General features: G+C 66.4%; 17 protein-coding genes. 12 read left to right on the top strand and 5 right to left on the bottom strand.

Annotated elements, in window-relative coordinates:
- Positions 1 to 25: 25 nt before the first annotated feature.
- The 3 genes from GOACH_RS09420 to GOACH_RS09430 are packed head-to-tail and all read right to left on the bottom strand — an operon-like array spanning position 26 to position 2,745.
- Entirely contained in the window at positions 26 to 1,438 is a 1,413-nt protein-coding gene (locus GOACH_RS09420) for a sensor histidine kinase (protein ID WP_005173929.1), read from the bottom strand.
- 12 nt (positions 1,439 to 1,450) lie between these two features.
- Complete coding sequence (locus tag GOACH_RS09425; protein WP_005173930.1) at positions 1,451 to 2,125, bottom strand: response regulator transcription factor; 675 nt, start codon at positions 2,123 to 2,125, stop codon at positions 1,451 to 1,453.
- Positions 2,122 to 2,745, bottom strand: a complete 624-nt coding sequence (locus GOACH_RS09430; protein WP_040518271.1) for a PH domain-containing protein — start codon at positions 2,743 to 2,745, stop codon at positions 2,122 to 2,124. The genes GOACH_RS09425 and GOACH_RS09430 overlap by 4 nt, the downstream gene beginning before the upstream one ends.
- A gap of 108 nt (positions 2,746 to 2,853) precedes the next feature.
- Between GOACH_RS09430 and GOACH_RS09435 the strand changes: the two genes are divergently transcribed.
- Positions 2,854 to 3,495 carry a DUF6069 family protein gene (locus tag GOACH_RS09435; protein ID WP_005173934.1) on the top strand — a complete coding sequence of 214 codons (642 nt, stop codon included), beginning with the start codon at positions 2,854 to 2,856 and terminating at the stop codon, positions 3,493 to 3,495.
- Positions 3,496 to 3,510: 15 nt separating this feature from the next.
- Here GOACH_RS09435 and GOACH_RS09440 read toward each other — a convergent pair whose 3' ends face one another.
- Entirely contained in the window at positions 3,511 to 4,377 is an 867-nt protein-coding gene (locus GOACH_RS09440; protein WP_005173936.1) for a biotin--[acetyl-CoA-carboxylase] ligase, read from the bottom strand.
- A 108-nt stretch (positions 4,378 to 4,485) separates the two neighbouring features.
- On the opposite strand from GOACH_RS09440, the gene GOACH_RS09445 reads away from it, so the two are divergent.
- The 9 genes from GOACH_RS09445 (at position 4,486) to GOACH_RS09485 (ending at position 13,496) form a co-directional block, all read left to right on the top strand.
- On the top strand, positions 4,486 to 6,114 hold the full coding sequence (locus GOACH_RS09445) for an acyl-CoA carboxylase subunit beta (protein ID WP_005173938.1): 1,629 nt from the start codon (positions 4,486 to 4,488) through the stop codon (positions 6,112 to 6,114).
- On the top strand, positions 6,111 to 6,353 hold the full coding sequence (locus GOACH_RS09450) for an acyl-CoA carboxylase subunit epsilon (RefSeq protein ID WP_005173943.1): 243 nt from the start codon (positions 6,111 to 6,113) through the stop codon (positions 6,351 to 6,353). Before GOACH_RS09445 ends, GOACH_RS09450 begins: the two co-directional genes overlap by 4 nt.
- Before the next feature lie 49 nt (positions 6,354 to 6,402).
- Entirely contained in the window at positions 6,403 to 7,095 is a 693-nt protein-coding gene (locus GOACH_RS09455) for a Maf family protein (protein WP_005173944.1), read from the top strand.
- A gap of 106 nt (positions 7,096 to 7,201) precedes the next feature.
- Positions 7,202 to 8,092, top strand: coding sequence for a sulfurtransferase (locus tag GOACH_RS09460; RefSeq protein WP_005173945.1), 891 nt, complete (start codon positions 7,202 to 7,204; stop codon positions 8,090 to 8,092).
- A gap of 8 nt (positions 8,093 to 8,100) precedes the next feature.
- On the top strand, positions 8,101 to 8,532 hold the full coding sequence (locus tag GOACH_RS09465) for a SufE family protein (protein WP_005173948.1): 432 nt from the start codon (positions 8,101 to 8,103) through the stop codon (positions 8,530 to 8,532).
- Between the two features lie 37 nt (positions 8,533 to 8,569).
- The gene (locus GOACH_RS09470) at positions 8,570 to 10,066 is read left to right on the top strand and encodes a condensation domain-containing protein (protein ID WP_005173949.1); all 1,497 of its coding nucleotides are present in this window, start codon (positions 8,570 to 8,572) and stop codon (positions 10,064 to 10,066) included.
- A 233-nt stretch (positions 10,067 to 10,299) separates the two neighbouring features.
- Complete coding sequence (locus GOACH_RS09475) at positions 10,300 to 12,111, top strand: acetyl/propionyl/methylcrotonyl-CoA carboxylase subunit alpha (protein ID WP_005173950.1); 1,812 nt, start codon at positions 10,300 to 10,302, stop codon at positions 12,109 to 12,111.
- Positions 12,112 to 12,180: 69 nt separating this feature from the next.
- The gene (locus GOACH_RS09480; protein WP_005173952.1) at positions 12,181 to 12,549 is read left to right on the top strand and encodes a GNAT family N-acetyltransferase; all 369 of its coding nucleotides are present in this window, start codon (positions 12,181 to 12,183) and stop codon (positions 12,547 to 12,549) included.
- A gap of 77 nt (positions 12,550 to 12,626) precedes the next feature.
- Positions 12,627 to 13,496 (top strand): 3-hydroxyacyl-CoA dehydrogenase, encoded by an 870-nt coding sequence (locus GOACH_RS09485; RefSeq protein WP_005173954.1) that lies wholly within the window; start codon positions 12,627 to 12,629, stop codon positions 13,494 to 13,496.
- Positions 13,497 to 13,503: 7 nt separating this feature from the next.
- Here the strand turns inward: GOACH_RS09485 and GOACH_RS09490 are convergent, their stop codons facing one another.
- A complete protein-coding gene (locus GOACH_RS09490) occupies positions 13,504 to 14,031 on the bottom strand; it encodes a nucleotidyltransferase family protein (RefSeq protein WP_005173956.1) in 528 nt (175 codons plus the stop codon).
- 240 nt (positions 14,032 to 14,271) lie between these two features.
- Between GOACH_RS09490 and GOACH_RS09495 the strand changes: the two genes are divergently transcribed.
- Both GOACH_RS09495 and uraD read left to right on the top strand, forming a co-directional pair.
- Entirely contained in the window at positions 14,272 to 16,257 is a 1,986-nt protein-coding gene (locus GOACH_RS09495; RefSeq protein ID WP_005173958.1) for a solute carrier family 23 protein, read from the top strand.
- 9 nt (positions 16,258 to 16,266) lie between these two features.
- Positions 16,267 to 16,788 (top strand): 2-oxo-4-hydroxy-4-carboxy-5-ureidoimidazoline decarboxylase, encoded by a 522-nt coding sequence (gene uraD, locus GOACH_RS09500; RefSeq protein ID WP_005173959.1) that lies wholly within the window; start codon positions 16,267 to 16,269, stop codon positions 16,786 to 16,788.
- Positions 16,789 to 16,876: the final 88 nt, after the last annotated feature.

The raw sequence follows: 16,876 nt of genomic DNA on the forward strand, positions 1-16,876 counted from the left end.
ACATCGTGGCATGTCCGGCTGGGTGTCACCGATGCGGCACACGGTCGCGTCTGAGGCCCACCCGTGCCGCGGCATCGCGCCGCGCCGACGTTGCCACCGCGTCCTTCTTCACCGGGACCTTGTTTCGCGAGACCGTGTGCGTTCCGTCGCCCTCACCCGAGCCGCCGGCGTCCTCGTCAGCGGCTGCTGCCGGTACCACGATCGCGAAGACCGGCGGCCGTCGCGAGGTGAGCTCGAGCCGTCCACCGTCGGCTTCGACGAGCGCCCGGGCGAGCGAGAGTCCGACACCGTTGCCCGCGCCGCCGGAAAACCCCCGTCGGAAGATATCGGTGGCCACCTCGTCCGCGACGCCGGTCCCCTCGTCGGCGACAGTGATCCGGAGCATGTCGCCCTTGAGGTCGCTGACGGAGATCCGGCACTCGCCGCTGCCGTGCTGCAGCGCGTTGTCGACCAACACGCTGACCGCTTCGCGTAGTCGGCCGGGCCTCGAACTGCGCGCCACGGCGTCGCCCTGGAACGAGGCGGTCAGGCTGCGTCCCTCGGCGGAGAAGGTCTGATCGAAGTCGCCCACGAGAGTGGTGATCAGTGACGACACGTCGACGCTGTCGGGTTGGGCCGGATCATCACGCGATGCGGCGACGAGCTCGTCGAGTTCGGCAGCAAGGCGATCGACCTGTCCGAGCGCTGCTTCGGCCTCACTCACGACCGCGGGATCGTCGTGGAGCGAGAGTTCGTCGAGGCGCAGCTGGATCGCCGTCAGGCGCGAACGGATCTGATGCGAGACGTCACCGACGATCTCACCCTCGCGTTCGAGACGCAGCGCGATCTCGGCGTTCGCGTCGCCCAATGCTCGGGAGACGCGGTCGAGCTCGTCTATTCCGTAGGTCTTCCACCGCGACCGGAAGTCGCCGCGTGCCATGGCCTCGGAGCGGTCGGCGAGGTCGATCAGCGGGTCGGCGATGCGTCCCGCCGTCACCGCAGCCGCCACCGTGCCCGCGGCCATCGACCCCGCGACCACGATGCACACGATGCCGACGGCGGCGAGCTGATCGGAACGAACGGTGTCCATCGGGATCTCGAGGAGCAAGGTGCCCGCTGCTCCGAGACCGATCGAGTCCGACATCGTCTTCCCCGTGATGTCGGTACCGATGGACGTGCTGACGGGCGCACCGTTACCGCCGTGATAGCGCAGGGTGAGCCTGCCGTCTTCGGGAAGCATGAGCCGGATCGACTCGGAGTCGATGACTGATCCGTCGAGGTGCTCGCCCATCTCGGCCTGCCGGATGATCTGATCGGAGATCGTCTTGAGCCGCGAATCCATCGACTGGTGCGCGCTGTCGGCCACCCACCACCATGCGACGACACTGAGCGGGATACCCAGCAGCGCGCCGACCGCCAACAGCATGGCGATCATCGTGTAGAGGATTCGACGACGCACCGCAGCGCTCCTCTACGCGTCGAACCGGAAGCCGACACCGCGCACGGTCACGATGTGACGCGGTCGGTCGTGACGGTCATCGCCGATCTTGCGGCGAAGCCACGAGATGTGCATGTCGAGCGTCTTGGACGAACGCAGGTCCGCCGAACCCCACACCTCGGTCAGGATCTCGTCGCGCGACACCACCTCCCCCGCCCGCTCCATGAGGAAGCGAAGGAGGTCGAATTCACGGTTCGCCAGCACGAGGTCCTCACCGTTGACGAGCACGCGCCGTCCGCGGGCATCGAGCTGGATGTCGCCGCCGGTGAGCACGACGTCGACAGTCTGTCGACGCCGCAGCAACGCACGCACCCGCGCGAGGAGTTCGGCCAACCGGAACGGCTTGCCCACGTAGTCGTCGGCGCCGGCGTCGAGTCCGACGACGAAGTCGACCTCGTCAGTGCGCGCCGTCAGCATCAACACCGCGAGCTCAGGACGTTCGACGCGGACCCGCCGGCACACCTCGAGGCCGTCGATCTCGGGAAGCCCGAGGTCGAGGATGAGTAGCTCGTAGCGGTGGTCCCGGGCCTGTTCGAGCGCCGCCGATCCCGTCCCCACGACGTCGCATCCGTAGCCTTCGCGGGCTAACGCGCGTGCCAGTGGCTCCGCGATCGCCGCATCGTCTTCTGCGAGCAATACGTCCGTCATCGCCTGTCGACCTCCACCCGGCGAGAGTACGCGGCGCCACCGCCGCGCCCTGCGTCCTCGTAACCGCCGCGTCCTGCGCCCGCGTATCGGTCGGAGGTGTCGACGACGTCGTCGAAGCGATCGTCGGCGACATCGAGTACCTCGTGGTAGAGGAGCGCATGGACCCGTTCGACCTGCGGCACATCGTCGAACAACAGAGGTTCGTCCGAGGCCGACTCGATGATCAGCGTCCCGGTCCGCAACATGCGGTCGAGCAGACCGTGTCGGAACTCGACCGTGTTGATCCGTCGGATGGGAATGTCGATGCCCGAGCGGGTGAGCACGCCCCTGCGGAAGATCACACGGCGATCGGTGAGCACGAAGTGCGTCGACTTCCATGCGACGAGCGGGCGGGCGAAGAACCAGACCGCCGCGGCCGCCCAGCACACCGCCACCACGATGTTGAGGACCATCGTCAACATCGCGTTGAGCGTCGACGCCGCGATCGCTCCCGCGGCAAGGCCTGCGAGTCCGGTGCACACGATGAACGTCGAGAACGGTCCGGTCAGGCACTTCCAGTGGGGGTGGTGATGTACCACGACGCGTTCGCCTCCGGCGAGGTTGTCCCGAGGAAACGACATGAATCTCAGCATATCCGCAGATGAACGGGTGACTGGTCAACCCGACCCGGCGTCGACGGCTCGCTCGGTAGACTGCGTGCACACGACGCGCAACAGGTCAGGAGAACCATGAGCTACCGCGACCCCCGCGATCCCCGGGACCAAGACCCACGGGATGCGGGTACAGCGCGCTACGAAACCGGCTACTCGCCGCAGTCGCGCGCATACAGCCAGCCAACCGATCGCTACCAGCAGCCCTACGACAACGGCCGCTACGAGTCAGCGCAGTACGACCCGCGCTATGCGCAGTCGGGCGCGGGTTCGTACGACAGGCAGCCCAAGGCGCGCCAACGTCCCGGCATCAACGCCGGGCTCTACGCGGGCGGGGTCGTGATGAGCGGCGTCGTGACGGGTCTTGCCGCCTGGCTGGTCGCGTGGATCATCCGGGCCATCGCCCAGCGCGTGAACGAGGCGGGCAACCTGGGGGTGTGGAATCCACTGGCTCAGGACGAGTACTGGTTCGCCATCACGGGATTTCTCTGCGCACTCGCGGGCGGCGCCCTGTGGTACGTCCTGTACCTCACGACGCCGTCGCCCAACCAGTTCTATCGCTGGATCGTCGGGTTGCTGACCGCTGCGGCGGTGATCATCCCGCTTGTGTTGTCGGCACAGATATCCACGGGCATCGGTACGGCGGTGGTCCATCTCGTCATCGGGCTTCCCGTCCTGTCACTGATTCCCGCGATGGGCGAGAAGAGTATCCAGCACTGACCGTCGACCTCGGGTTCAGTTCTGTGCCGGGCGCAGGTGCAGCACGTCGCCCGCAGCAGCCGTGAACGGGCCATCGTCTGTGCGGATAACGATCCGCCCCTGCTCGTCCACATCGTCGGCAACGCCGTCGACGCTCCGCTCGTCGGGCAACGAGAGCCGAACCCGACGGCCGAGTGTGTCGCACCGATCGCGATAGCGACGGGCCAGGTCCTCGATGTCGTCCGGCCACGGCATGTCGCCGAGTGCCTTCAGATAGTCGGCAACCAGAGTCGGCACGTCGACCGGCTGACCGCTTTCGATCTGCAGGCTCGTGGCCGTGTCCACGGGGAGTTCGTCGGCCGTCATCGCGGTGTTGATGCCGATCCCGACGATCACCACGCCGCCGGCGGGCGACGGGATGTACTCGGCCAGGATTCCGGCCACCTTCTTACCGTCGACCAGCACGTCGTTGGGCCACTTGAGTGTCGGACGCACTCCGGTCGCCGACTCTATGGCCGACGCCGCGGCGACTCCCGTCGCCAGCGACAACCAGCCCAGTCGCTCGGTACTGCCGCGAGCGTCGAGCACCACGGAGACGGCCACCTGCCCCCCGGGCGGCGCCGACCACACGCGGGCGTGCCTGCCACGTCCCGACGTCTGGTCGGTGGTGATCCGCACCGTACCGATGATCCCGGGCTCAGCGGCGCGTGCCGCGAGATCGGCGTTCGTCGACCCCGTCGCGTCGACCACCTCGATTGTCGACGCCACGCCGTGTCCCGGCGAACCGACGCGTTCGGCGATCGCCGCGCGAAGCGCCTCGGCATCTCGGGGGGACCGGGAGTCGGATGATGTCTGCTCGTCGCTCACATCCACCGAGATTAGTCGCGCACGCACGGCGGTCATGACATCACTTCGACGCCTCACCGTGGCGCCGGTCACGGCAAAGATGAGGCACATCTCATATTGGGGCGGTTGACGCGAGCTACCGAGCGCTCGATAGCATCGGCTGTTATGACCTCTGCGCCGCAGCAGCCCGACGCTGCTCCAGACATCCACACCACCGCGGGCAAGCTCGCCGACCTGCGCCAGCGCCTCGACGAAGCCCGCCACCCCGTCGGCGAAGCAGCCATCGAGAAAGTCCACGCAAAGGGCAAGCTGACGGCACGCGAGCGCATCACCCATCTCCTCGACGATGACTCCTTCGTCGAGCTCGACGCCCTCGCGCGTCACCGCAGCACCAACTTCGGGCTCGCCGAGCGTCGACCGCTCGGCGACGGTGTGGTCACCGGCTACGGCACCATCGACGGACGCGAGGTCTGTGTCTTCAGCCAGGACGTCACCGTTTTCGGCGGCAGTCTCGGCGAAGTCTACGGCGAGAAGATCGTCAAGGTCATGGACCTCGCGATCAAGACCGGCCGACCCCTGATCGGCATCAACGAGGGCGCAGGTGCGCGCATCCAGGAGGGCGTGGTCTCCCTCGGCCTCTACGCCGACATCTTCTACCGCAACGTGCGCGCGTCTGGTGTGATCCCGCAGATCTCGCTCATCATGGGCGCAGCCGCCGGCGGGCACGTGTACTCGCCCGCCCTGACCGACTTCGTCGTGATGGTCGACCAGACGAGTCAGATGTTCATCACCGGTCCCGACGTCATCAAGACCGTCACCGGCGAGGACGTCACCATGGAGGCGCTCGGCGGCGCCACCACCCACATGACCAAATCCGGCGTCGCACACTACGTCGGCTCCGATGAGGAAGACGCACTCGAGTACGTCAGGGAGTTGCTCGGCTACCTCCCGAGCAACAATCGCGCCGAGCCGCCACACCTGCCGGTCGACGAGCCCGCCGCAGGATCGATCGAGGACACCCTCACCGACGAAGACCTCGAACTCGACACCCTCATCCCCGACTCACCCAACCAGCCCTACGACATGCACGAGGTCATCCGGCGCATCCTCGACGACGACGAATTCCTCGAGGTCCAGGCCGAGTACGCAACCAACATCGTCGTCGGTTTCGGTCGGGTCGACGGGCGCAGCGTCGGTATCGTCGCCAATCAGCCGACCCAGTTCGCGGGATGTCTCGACATCAACGCATCGGAGAAGGCAGCCCGGTTCGTTCGGACGTGCGACGCATTCAACGTGCCGATCGTGACCCTCGTCGACGTGCCGGGCTTCCTGCCGGGCACCGACCAGGAATACAACGGCATCATCCGACGCGGAGCCAAACTGCTCTATGCGTACGGTGAGGCGACCGTCGGCAAGATCACCGTGATCACCCGGAAAGCGTACGGCGGCGCCTACGACGTCATGGGCTCCAAGCACATGGGCGCCGACGTCAACCTCGCCTGGCCGACCGCCCAGATCGCCGTGATGGGCGCATCGGGCGCAGTCGGATTCGTCTACCGATCACAGTTGAAGGAAGCGGCCGCCAACGGCGAGGACGTCGACGCACTGCGCCTGAAGCTGCAAGAGGAGTACGAGGACACCCTGGTCAACCCGTACGTTGCCGCCGAACGCGGATACGTCGACGCGGTGATCCCGCCGAGCCACACCCGCGGGCAGATCGCCACGGCGCTCAAACTCCTCGAACGCAAGGTGGTCAACGTGCCGCCGAAGAAGCATGGGAACATCCCGCTGTGAGCACACCACAGGACCAGACCCCGCACGCCGACACCACCGATCAGCCGGGTCGGCCGGTGCTGCGCGTGGTGAAGGGCAACCCGACCGACGAGGAGATCGCCGTGCTGCTGGCGTTGCTCGCCACAGGTTCCGGCGGCGCGTCGGAGCCGAGGAGGTCCGAGCCCCGCAACGAGTGGGGCCGTCCGATCGATCAGCTGCGTCCGGTGTGGGGCTCTCCGTCGTCGTTCCTGCGCTTCTGACGATGCAGGCAGATGACTGTGACCCGGCACGTCGAGTGGAGGTGACGCGGTGAGCGGCTCAGCCGATGGCCGCCACCTCGAGGTTGTGCTGGGGTCGGCATCTCCCGCCCGCCTGTCGGTCCTGCGACACGCGGGCCTCGACCCCCGCGTCGTCGTCTCCGAGGTCGACGAGGACCACCTTCTCACGACACTGGCCGCCGAGGCACCCGGTGACGCGGTCACGCGTCTCGCGCAGGCGAAGGCCGACTCGGTGATCAGAACGCTGCTGGGCGAACGCCTCGACCACGCTGGGTCGGCCGACGCGCAGACACTCCCCGACCTCGTGGTGCTCACCTGCGATTCGATGCTCCTGCACCGTGGAACCCTGACCGGTAAGCCACATTCGGCCGAGGTGGCGATCGAGCAGTGGAAGCGCCTGCGCGGCGACGAGGCCCAGCTTCTCACCGGGCATTGCGTGTCTCACATCAGCGGGCTGGAGGTGGTGGGCCGCAGCGCGGAGTCGGCGTCGACGGTTGTCCGCTTCGCCGATGTCGACGACGACGAGATCAACGCATACGTGTCGACCGGTGAACCACTCGAGGTGGCCGGGGCGTTCACGCTCGACGGCCGGGGCGGCTGGTTCATCGAGAGCATCGACGGCGATCCGTCGTCGGTGATCGGGATCGGATTGCCCACCGTCCGCCACCTACTGCGCCGACTGGGCATCCCCGTGAGCTCACTGTGGACGTCGAACAACGTCTGAATTCACCCCACGCCCAACCGTGCGGTCAGTGCGTTGTCGACTAGGCTGAATTGCGCCGTCCTGCGCCGCCGCGCCGTGGCCCCGATCCGAGCTGGAGAATCACACTGTGACTGTGGAAACCGATCCGAACCCGGCATTCGCCGGTTACGCGCACCCCGAGCGTCTGGTCACCACCCAGTGGCTGTCCGCGCATCTGGGAGCCAAGGGTCTCAAGATCATCGAGTCCGATGAGGACGTCCTGCTCTACGACATCGGACACATCCCGACGGCGCAGAAGGTCGACTGGCACCTACACCTCAACGATCAGGTCGTGCGCGACTACATCGACGGTGAGAAGTTCGCAGAACTGATGCGCAGCAAGGGAATCGAGCGCGACGACACCATCGTGATCTACGGCGACAAGAGCAACTGGTGGGCCGCGTACGCGTTGTGGGTCTTCACGTTGTTCGGCCACGAGGACGTGCGCCTGCTCGACGGCGGCCGCGACGCGTGGATGTCAGAGGATCGCGACACCTCGTTCGACGTACCCGAGTATCCGCGCTCCGAGTACCCCGTCGTCGAACGTGACGATTCACTGATCCGTGCGTTCGAGTCGGACGTGCGCGCCTCACTCGGCACCGAACCGCTCGTCGACGTGCGGTCTCCGCAGGAGTACACCGGCGAGCGCACCCACATGCCCGACTACCCCGAGGAGGGTGCACTGCGCGGCGGTCACATCCCAACGGCGATCTCGATCCCGTGGGCCAAGGCCGCACGCTCGGACGGCCGGTTCCGCTCGCGCGACGAGCTCGACGAAATCTACGGCGACCTCGAACCCGACACCCCGACCATCGCCTACTGCCGTATCGGTGAGCGGTCGAGTCACACCTGGTTCGTGTTGACTCATCTGCTCGGCTTCACACGCGTTCGCAACTACGACGGGTCCTGGACCGAATGGGGCAACGCGGTGCGCGTGCCCATCGCGGTCGGCGAAGAACCCGGCGACGCCCCCGCCTAGGCATTCCGATGGGCACCCTTCCCACAGCGCTCGCCGAGATCGTCGACGACTTTGCCGCCCTTGGTGATTCGGACAAGGTGACGTTGCTGCTCGAGTTCGCAGGCGAACTGCCCCCACTGCCCGACGACCTCGCAACCGAGGCGATGGAACCGGTGCCGGAGTGCCAGTCACCGGTGTTCCTGTCGGTCGACGCCGCCGATGCCGATGCCGTGCGGCTCTACTTCAGCGCGCCTCGTGAAGCCCCGACGACCCGCGGTTTCGCATCCATCCTCGCGCAGGGCCTCGACGGCGAGTCGGCAGACGCGATCCTCGGCGTGCCCGCCGACTTCTACCACGATCTCGGTCTCGACGCCGCGGTCAGCCCGCTGCGCCTGCGCGGTATGGCCGGGATGCTCGGCCGCGTGAAGAACCAGGTACGCAGTCAGACCGGTCGTCGGTGACGGCGACCATCGGCTGCGCGCGGCTCGGACGACCACGGTGAAATTCATTCAGATCCTCGAGGAGCCGATCGAACCGGGCGGTCTCGTCGAGTGGGTCCCCGCGGTTCCCGGCGGACTCGGAACCTGGCTCGACGACTCGCGGCTGACCTCCCACAATCACGAGCAGCATCTGCGCGACGCATTCGACTACCGCATGCGCACCCGGCGAGAGGGCGGCCGCGAGTCGTGGCTCGGACTCTCGATCAACTTCGACGAACCACTGTCCATCCCCGCGATTCGCGCCACGTTGTCGCAGTGGATCGATCGTCACGAGGTCCTACGCAGCCACGTCGTCATCAAGGCCGACGGTCTGCATCGGTTGAGCACACCGCCGGGTACCGTCCGGCTGAAGATGGGGCGAATCGGGTGGTACACCGAGTCGGGCCCGCTCCTCGAACAAATCGCAGGCGCCTTCGACCGTGCGACCGCACCCATGCAGTGGCCCGCCTACATGTTCGCGACGGTCGGCCGCGAGTCGTCGTTCACGCTGTTGTTCGCCGCCGACCACTCGCTGGTCGATGGCTACTCCCTGATCATGGCCCAGCACGAGCTGATCACCCTCTACCGCGCCGCGCGCGAGCACACAGACCCCGATCTGCCCGAGGTCGGCAGCTATGTCGACTTCAGCGCGCAGGAGCGGCGGCTGGCCGACCAGACCGGAGCCGACCACCCGAGCGTGTCGACGTGGACGTCATTCCTCACCGCGGGTGAAGGCGACATGCCGTCGTTCTACTCGCCTGCGCCCGCCATCGCGGCGGACGCGCCACCGGATCCAGCCGTCGACGCGCCGCAGGAGTCGTTGTCGGGGGTGATCGCCGACGACGATGCCGCGAACCGGTTCACGGCCGTGTGCTCGGAGGCCGGCGGGACCCTCACCGCCGGGATCCTCGCGGCCTTCGCCATCGTTCATCACCGGCGCACCGGCGATCGGGAGTTCCGCTGCGTGCTGCCGCGCCACACACGAAGCGAGCGTCGGTGGCTCACTGCGCTCGGCTGGTTCGTCGCTGTCGCACCGTTCTGCCTCGACATGTCCGATTCGCCGACCTTCGATCAAGCAGTCGGCCGCGCGACCGAGGAACTCAAACGCGCACGCCAAGGCGCATCGCTTCCCTTCCTGCGCGTGGCAGAACTCATCGGTTACCGAGGCGAACCCCAATTCGTCATCTCGTTCATCGACACCCGCTACGCCCCGGGCGCCGCCGAGGCCGACAGCGGACGTGCGACTGTGATCCGCAGCCACAGTTATGCGCGCAACGAAGTGTTCATCTGGATCAACCGCACACCTTCGGGGATGCGGTTCTCTGCCCGGTTTCCCGCAGAGAACCGCCTCGGTGATCTCGTAGGCCCCACCCCGGTCGCCGACCCGGAGGTGCGCGCACCGACACCACCGGGCGACATCGACCCCGACGAGGGGCCCGTCCACGCCTATCTGCACGATTTCGCCGAGTGCGTCCGGTCGGTCGGTGACGCAAGCACCTTCAATCCCACAGTGTGACCCCGAGCGCAACCGAACGATTGCTCGGTGGGCTAGGGTGAAGCGCGGAACACACCCGATAGACTCGAGTGGTTGACGTCGTCTCGGTAACACGGTCTCGGTGACACATCGTCCACCGGTACGGCGGAGCCGCACGATCGACAGCGGGTGGTGAGACGAGGGGACGTCGCACACCGGCGGCAGTAACCCGTGAAGACAGCTCAGCACAGAGCCAGGCCCAGGAGATCAAGCAAGTGCCCAGTGAACAAGCGCCCAACTCCACGATCAGCAAGGTCCTCATCGCCAATCGAGGAGAGATCGCGGTCCGCGTCATCCGCGCCGCACGTGACGCCGGAATCCCCAGTGTCGCGGTCTATGCGGAGCCGGACGCCAATGCCAAGTTCGTGAAGCTCGCCGACGAGGCGTTCGCTCTCGGTGGCCAGACCTCTGCGGAGTCGTACCTGGTCTTCGACAAGATTCTCGACGCCGCCGCGAAGTCGGGCGCCAACGCCATCCACCCCGGGTATGGCTTCCTGTCCGAGAACGCCGACTTCGCGCAGGCCGTGCTCGACGCAGGCCTCATCTGGATCGGCCCGTCGCCGGAATCGATCCGCGACCTCGGCGACAAGGTGACCGCTCGCCACATCGCCCTCAAGGCCGACGCACCGATGGCTCCCGGCACCAAGGACCCGGTCAAGAACGCCGAGGAGGTCGTCGCGTTCGCCAAAGAGTACGGCGTACCGGTCGCCATCAAGGCGGCGTTCGGCGGCGGCGGCCGCGGCATGAAGGTCGCGTACACCATCGAGGAGATCCCCGAGCTGTTCGAGTCGGCCACGCGTGAGGCCATCTCCGCGTTCGGTCGCGGCGAATGTTTCGTCGAGCGCTACCTCGACAAGGCACGTCACGTCGAAGCGCAGGTCATCGCCGACCAGCACGGCAACGTGATTGTCGCCGGTACCCGCGACTGCTCGCTGCAGCGTCGTTTCCAGAAGCTCGTCGAGGAGGCACCCGCACCGTTCCTCACCGACGAACAGCGCGACCGTATCCACTCCTCCGCGAAGGCCATCTGTCGCGAAGCGGGCTACTACGGCGCGGGCACCGTCGAGTTCCTCGTGGGCAACGACGGTCTCGTCTCGTTCCTCGAGGTCAACACCCGCCTCCAGGTCGAGCACCCCGTCACCGAGGAGACCTCGGGCATCGACCTCGTCCGCCAGCAGTTCCGCATCGCCAACGGCGACAAGCTGGAGTTCTCCGAAGACCCGGCACCGCGGGGGCACTCGATCGAGTTCCGCATCAACGGTGAGGATCCCGGACGCAACTTCCTACCGGCTCCCGGACCGATCACCGTCTACAAAGAGCCCTCGGGTCCCGGCGTGCGCGTCGACTCGGGCGTCGAGCAGGGCGACGTCATCGGCGGGCAGTTCGATTCGATGCTGGCCAAGCTCATCGTGACCGGAGAGAACCGCGAGCAGGCACTCGAGCGTGCCCGGCGTGCACTCGACGAGTTCGAGGTCGAAGGCCTCGCCACCGTTCTTCCCTTCGATCGCCACATCGTCTCCAATCCGGCGTTCATCGGCCACACCGACGAGAACGGTGTCGAGACGTTCGACGTCTACACCAAGTGGATCGAGACCGACTGGGACAACCCGATCGAGCCCTACACCGGCGCCCAGCCCATCGACGAGGATGATGCGGCACCGCGCCAGAATGTCGTCGTCGAGGTCGGTGGCCGTCGGGTCGAGGTCTCGCTGCCCGGCGATCTCGCGATCGGCGCAGCACCGTCCGCGGGCGGTGTCGTCCGTAAGAAGCCCAAGCCGCGCACGCGCAACAAGAGTGCGGGTGCTGCCGCGTCCGGCGACTCGGTTGCCGCACCGATGCAGGGCACCGTCGTCAAGATCGCCGTCGAGGAGGGCCAGGAGGTCTCCGCCGGCGATCTCGTCGTGGTGCTCGAAGCGATGAAGATGGAGAACCCGGTGACCGCGCACAAGGATGGTGTCGTGACCGGCCTCGCCATCGAGGCAGGCGCCGCGGTGACACAGGGAACCGTGCTTCTCGAGATCAAGTAACACTGCCGACAACACGATGCGTCGGGCCCGACCACACGGTCGGGCCCGACGCGTCGTAGAGGAGCCCCGTTGGAACCTGTCGAGATCAATGCCGGCGCATGGTATCTCCGCGGACTACGCGCGGACGACCGGATATCGGATGCCCCCGCGCTCCGCGAACTAGGCATCCCCGAACCCGAAGACTATGTCCGACAATCGGATTCGGCGTGGACGGACGAGAAGTCGTTCACCTGGGCCATCTGTGAGCCGACAACCGGCGAGCTCGTGGCGCTGATCGGGGTCACGACCACAGACGGCACCGCCCGACTGTGGGACAGCGCACGCAGCGGCTTCGACGACGCCGTCGTCACCGCACGTGGGCCGGTGTGCCGCTTCGCCGTCGGAGCGCTCGGACTGCCGATGCCCACACTCCTCGGCGGGAGCTCCGCACCGGAGTAGGTTGGCTGTGGGAGGATCTTCGCCCGTCGGGGGCGGACACGTTGTGGTCGGGCATTCGACGACGATGGAGGCGCACGATGGCAGATTTCCAGAAGGTCACAGTCCTCGGAGCCGGTGTACTCGGCTCCCAGATCGCATTCCAGACCGCGTACAAGGGTTTTGATGTCACGTCCTACGACATCAACCAGAAGGCACTCGATGCCGCGGCGAAACGGTACGACGACCTCGTCGAGACGTACAAGAACGAGGTGCCAGGTGCCGCGGACGGTGCCGCCGACGAGGCACGCAAGCGCATCACGCTGACCGACGATCTCGCCAAGGCGGCCGACGCCGACCTCATCATCGAAGCGGTTCCCGAAGTCCTCGAACTCAAACAGGACACCTACCGCAAACTCAACGAACTCGCCCCGAAGGAGACCATCTTCGCGACCAACTCCTCGTCGTTGCTCCCCAGCGACCTCGAATCTTCCACGGGGCGCCCGGATCGCTTTCTGGCGCTGCACTTCGCCAACCGGGTCTGGCAATTCAACACCGCGGAGATCATGGGCACCAAGGACACCGATCCCGCGGTCTACGACAAGGTGGTGCAGTTCGCCTCCGACATCGGCATGGTGCCCATCCAGATCCACAAGGAGAAGGCCGGGTACGTCCTCAACTCGCTGTTGATCCCGTTCCTCAATGCGGCACTCGAACTGGCAGCAGGCGGTTACGCCGAGCCCGAGGACGTGGACAAGACGTGGCGCATCGCGACCGGCGCCCCGCTCGGCCCCTTCCAGATCTACGACGTCGTCGGATTGATGACCCCGTACAACATCCTCATGAACGGCGACCAGGGCAATCGCCATCTCGGCGCGTGGCTCAAGCAGAACTACATCGACAAGGGCAAGCTCGGGATGGCCAGCGGCGAGGGGTTCTACACCTACCCCAAGTCCGATCAGTCGGCCTGACGCCGGGTCACGGCTCGTCGCGATCGAGTCCCGAAGCCAGGTCGCCACATTCGACCATCTCGACGATGTCGGCGTGCGCGCGCAGATATGCCGCCGCGCCGACATCTCCGTGCAGCGACACCATCACGTCGCGCAGATGCTCGGCGCCGAGATACACCGGATGCGCCGGAGCGCCTCGATACACCGCACGCACCAGGGCGTCTCGTCGACGCCCCGCCCGCGCCAACACACGCCGCACGACAGCGGCCGACACGTCCGGCATGTCAACAACATGTAAAACCACACCGGCCAGATCGGCCCGCTCGAGCGCCTCGCCGAGGACTCTCCGCACGCTTGCCGACAGTCCCGACTCCCAGTCGGCGACGATGATCGACGTCGCGCCATCGGGTGCTTCCACCACTGCGGCACCCATCGCCACGAGCACCTCGTCGCACCCTCCGGCACGCAGCGCCGAGACCGAGGCCGCCACCCACTCCCCTTGCGCGGCAAGTATTTTCGGCATTCCGTAGCGACTGCCCGCACCCGCGGCGAGCACCGCTCCGACGACCCTCCCCGGTGTCGAACAGCGGCTACGTCCGGCGTCAGCCGACTCCGTGTTGTCCACGGGTGCCGATGGTAGCGCCGCGTCGAATCCGCCCGTGTTAACCCCGCTGAAACATGACCGCGCCGCTGCGCGGGATCGCCTTCGGGGGTCCACTATCTATCTGCTGGCTCGCATGTCCATCTGCGGTCGGCCCATATCTGTGCGCGGAACACCATCTCGTTGGAGGCGAACATGACAACCGAGGCGACCCCGGCGTCCCCGCCGGCGAAGAAGCGAAAGCGCGTCCATCCCGTCGACCAGGTTCCGCCACCCGGCAAACTCGTCGCCCTCGGGGCACAGCACGTCGTCGCGTTCTACGCCGGTGCGGTGCTGGTCCCCTTGCTGATCGCGCGCGCCATCGGACTCGACTCGGACGCGCTGACGATGCTCATCACCGCTGACCTCTTCACCTGCGGCATCGCCTCGTTGCTGCAGTCCGTCGGCATCTGGAAGATCGGTGTACGCCTGCCGTTGCTGCAGGGCATCACCTTCGCCACGCTCGCGCCTGTCATCCAGATCGCCAACCAGAACGGCGGCGGACGCGTCGGCCTGCAGACGGTCTACGGTGCGGTGATCGCAGCCGGCATCGCGACCTTCCTCATCGCGCCGTTCTTCGCCAAACTCATCCGCTTCCTGCCGCCGGTGGTGACAGGCACGCTGATCACCATCATCGGCGTCTGCCTCATCCCGGTCGGCGCGGGCGACGCGGTCACGAACCCGCACGAGCACCTCCACGACAACGCGAACTGGAAATGGGTGTGCTACGCGCTCGGCACCATCCTGCTGATCGTGCTGATGCAGCGATTCTTCCGCGGCTTCATGGCAACGATCGCGGTGCTGATGGGCCTCGTGGTCGCCACCTTCATCGCCTGGCTGTGCGGCGACGCATCATTCGGCATCGTCGGCGAAGCCGGCTGGTTCGGCTTCACCCCGCCGTTCGCCTTCGGCGCTCCGATGTGGGACCTCGTCGCGATCGTGTCGATGATCGTCGTGCTGCTGGTCGTCGCTGTGGAATCGACCGGATCGATCTTCGCGACCGGCGAGATCGTCGGCAAACGCATCAAGAAGGAGGACGTCGCGGCCGCGGTACGTGCCGACGGCGTGGCCACCATCTTCGGCGGAATCTTCAACTCGTTCCCCTACACCGCGTTCTCCGAGAACGTCGGCCTGGTGCGGCTGACCGGGGTCAAGAGCCGCTGGGTGGTCGCCTGTGCAGGCGTCATCATGATCATCCTGGGCTGCCTGCCCAAGCTGGCGAAGGTGGTCGAGTCCATTCCCGCGCCCATCCTCGGCGGTGCGGCGCTGATCATGTTCGCGACCGTGGCCATCGTCGGTATCCAGACGCTCACGTCGGTCGACTTCACCGACCACCGCAACCTGATCATCGCGGCCACCTCGCTGGCCGTCGCCCTCTATGTGCAGTTCTCGCAGTCGGCGACCCCCACCACCGTCATCGAGAAGGGTGGCGCGCACGTCGACGTCCCCGCACTGCCCGGCGTCGATCAGGCGATGCCCAACATGATCCTGCAGATACCGTTCTCGACGGGCATCACGATGGGTGCGATCACGGCAATCCTGTTGAACCTCTTGTTCTTCCACGTCGGACGTCGCGGCCCGGCCGTCGCGGGACGCGGCGCCATCACCCTTGATGCCGTCAACAAGATGACCTACGTCGAATTCAGTCAGACCTTCGGCGGCCTGGTGCAGAACGTCGACTGGGTGGTCGAGCGCGCCTACGAGCAGCGGCCCTTCGAGGACGTGCACGATCTGCGCAGCGCCTTCCAGGAGGCCATGCTGACCGGCAGTGACGAGGAACAGTTGCAGCTCATCCGCGCATTCCCCGACCTCGGCGCGGAAGACGAGACCGGCGAGCTGACAGCCGTCGACCACAAGGGCCTGTCCCACCTCGAGGAGACCGAGCACGAGAACGTCGTCGACCTCGCCAAGGCGTACAAGGACCACTTCGGCTTCCCGTTGGTCATCGACGCCCAGGAGGCCGAACGCTACGACCGCGTGCTGCGCAACGGTTGGGCCCGCATGGACAACTCCGAAACGTCGGAGAAGTCCTTCGCGCTCATCGAGATCGCGAAGATCGCCAACCACCGGTTCGACGATCTCGTGGCCGACGCCAACCCGCTGACCTCGGCTCGCTTCAGCCGCCAGCCAGAGCTCTCGTAGGCTGACCGCGTGCGACGAGTGGATTGGCGTGGTCTGCCCAGTTTCAACGAACTGTCGGAGCGGCAGGCGATCAGCACGCTCTACGAGTGCTGCAGTTCATCGATCTGGGCGCTGCGCGTCGCCAAGGCGCGTCCGTTTGTCGACGACGAGGCGCTGTTGGAATACGCCGACCTGATCCTCGCCGAACTGACCGAGTCCGATCTCGACGAGGCGCTGGCAGGGCACCCGCGCATCGGGGACCGCCCCGACAACGCCTCGTCGAGTAGAGAACAGTCGGGGGTTGCGGGCGCCGACCCCGCCGTGCTCGCCGAACTCAAAGCGCTCAACAGGGAGTACGAGGAGAAGTTCGGACACGTCTACCTGGTGTTCGCCAATGGACGGCCTGCCGAAGAACTGCTCGCAATCCTCAGGGAGCGCATGCGCAACGACGCCCCGACCGAGCGTCGGGTCCTGCGCATGGAGCTGGCGAAGATCAATCGCAGTCGGCTGCAACGGATGCTGACACCCGCCGTCGAGTTCGTCGACGACTGATCGCGTCATCACGCAACCCGAAGATCCCAAACGCGGCTGGAATCGGTAGACGCGGTTGGTGCACCAACCGCGTCCGCCGACTCGAGCC

This window comes from Gordonia aichiensis NBRC 108223, assembly GCF_000332975.1.
Classification (GTDB): domain Bacteria; phylum Actinomycetota; class Actinomycetes; order Mycobacteriales; family Mycobacteriaceae; genus Gordonia; species Gordonia aichiensis.

Excerpts from the sequence above, each read along its gene's own strand:
- GOACH_RS09425 (WP_005173930.1), bottom strand. The coding sequence starts at position 2,125 with ATGACGGACGTATTGCTCGCAGAAGACGATGCGGCGATCGCGGAGCCA.
- GOACH_RS09430 (WP_040518271.1), bottom strand. The coding sequence starts at position 2,745 with ATGTCGTTTCCTCGGGACAACCTCGCCGGAGGCGAACGCGTCGTGGTA.
- GOACH_RS09435 (WP_005173934.1), top strand. The coding sequence starts at position 2,854 with ATGAGCTACCGCGACCCCCGCGATCCCCGGGACCAAGACCCACGGGAT.
- GOACH_RS09440 (WP_005173936.1), bottom strand. The coding sequence starts at position 4,377 with ATGACCGCCGTGCGTGCGCGACTAATCTCGGTGGATGTGAGCGACGAG.
- GOACH_RS09445 (WP_005173938.1), top strand. The coding sequence starts at position 4,486 with ATGACCTCTGCGCCGCAGCAGCCCGACGCTGCTCCAGACATCCACACC.
- GOACH_RS09465 (WP_005173948.1), top strand. The coding sequence starts at position 8,101 with ATGGGCACCCTTCCCACAGCGCTCGCCGAGATCGTCGACGACTTTGCC.
- GOACH_RS09485 (WP_005173954.1), top strand. The coding sequence starts at position 12,627 with ATGGCAGATTTCCAGAAGGTCACAGTCCTCGGAGCCGGTGTACTCGGC.
- GOACH_RS09495 (WP_005173958.1), top strand. The coding sequence starts at position 14,272 with ATGACAACCGAGGCGACCCCGGCGTCCCCGCCGGCGAAGAAGCGAAAG.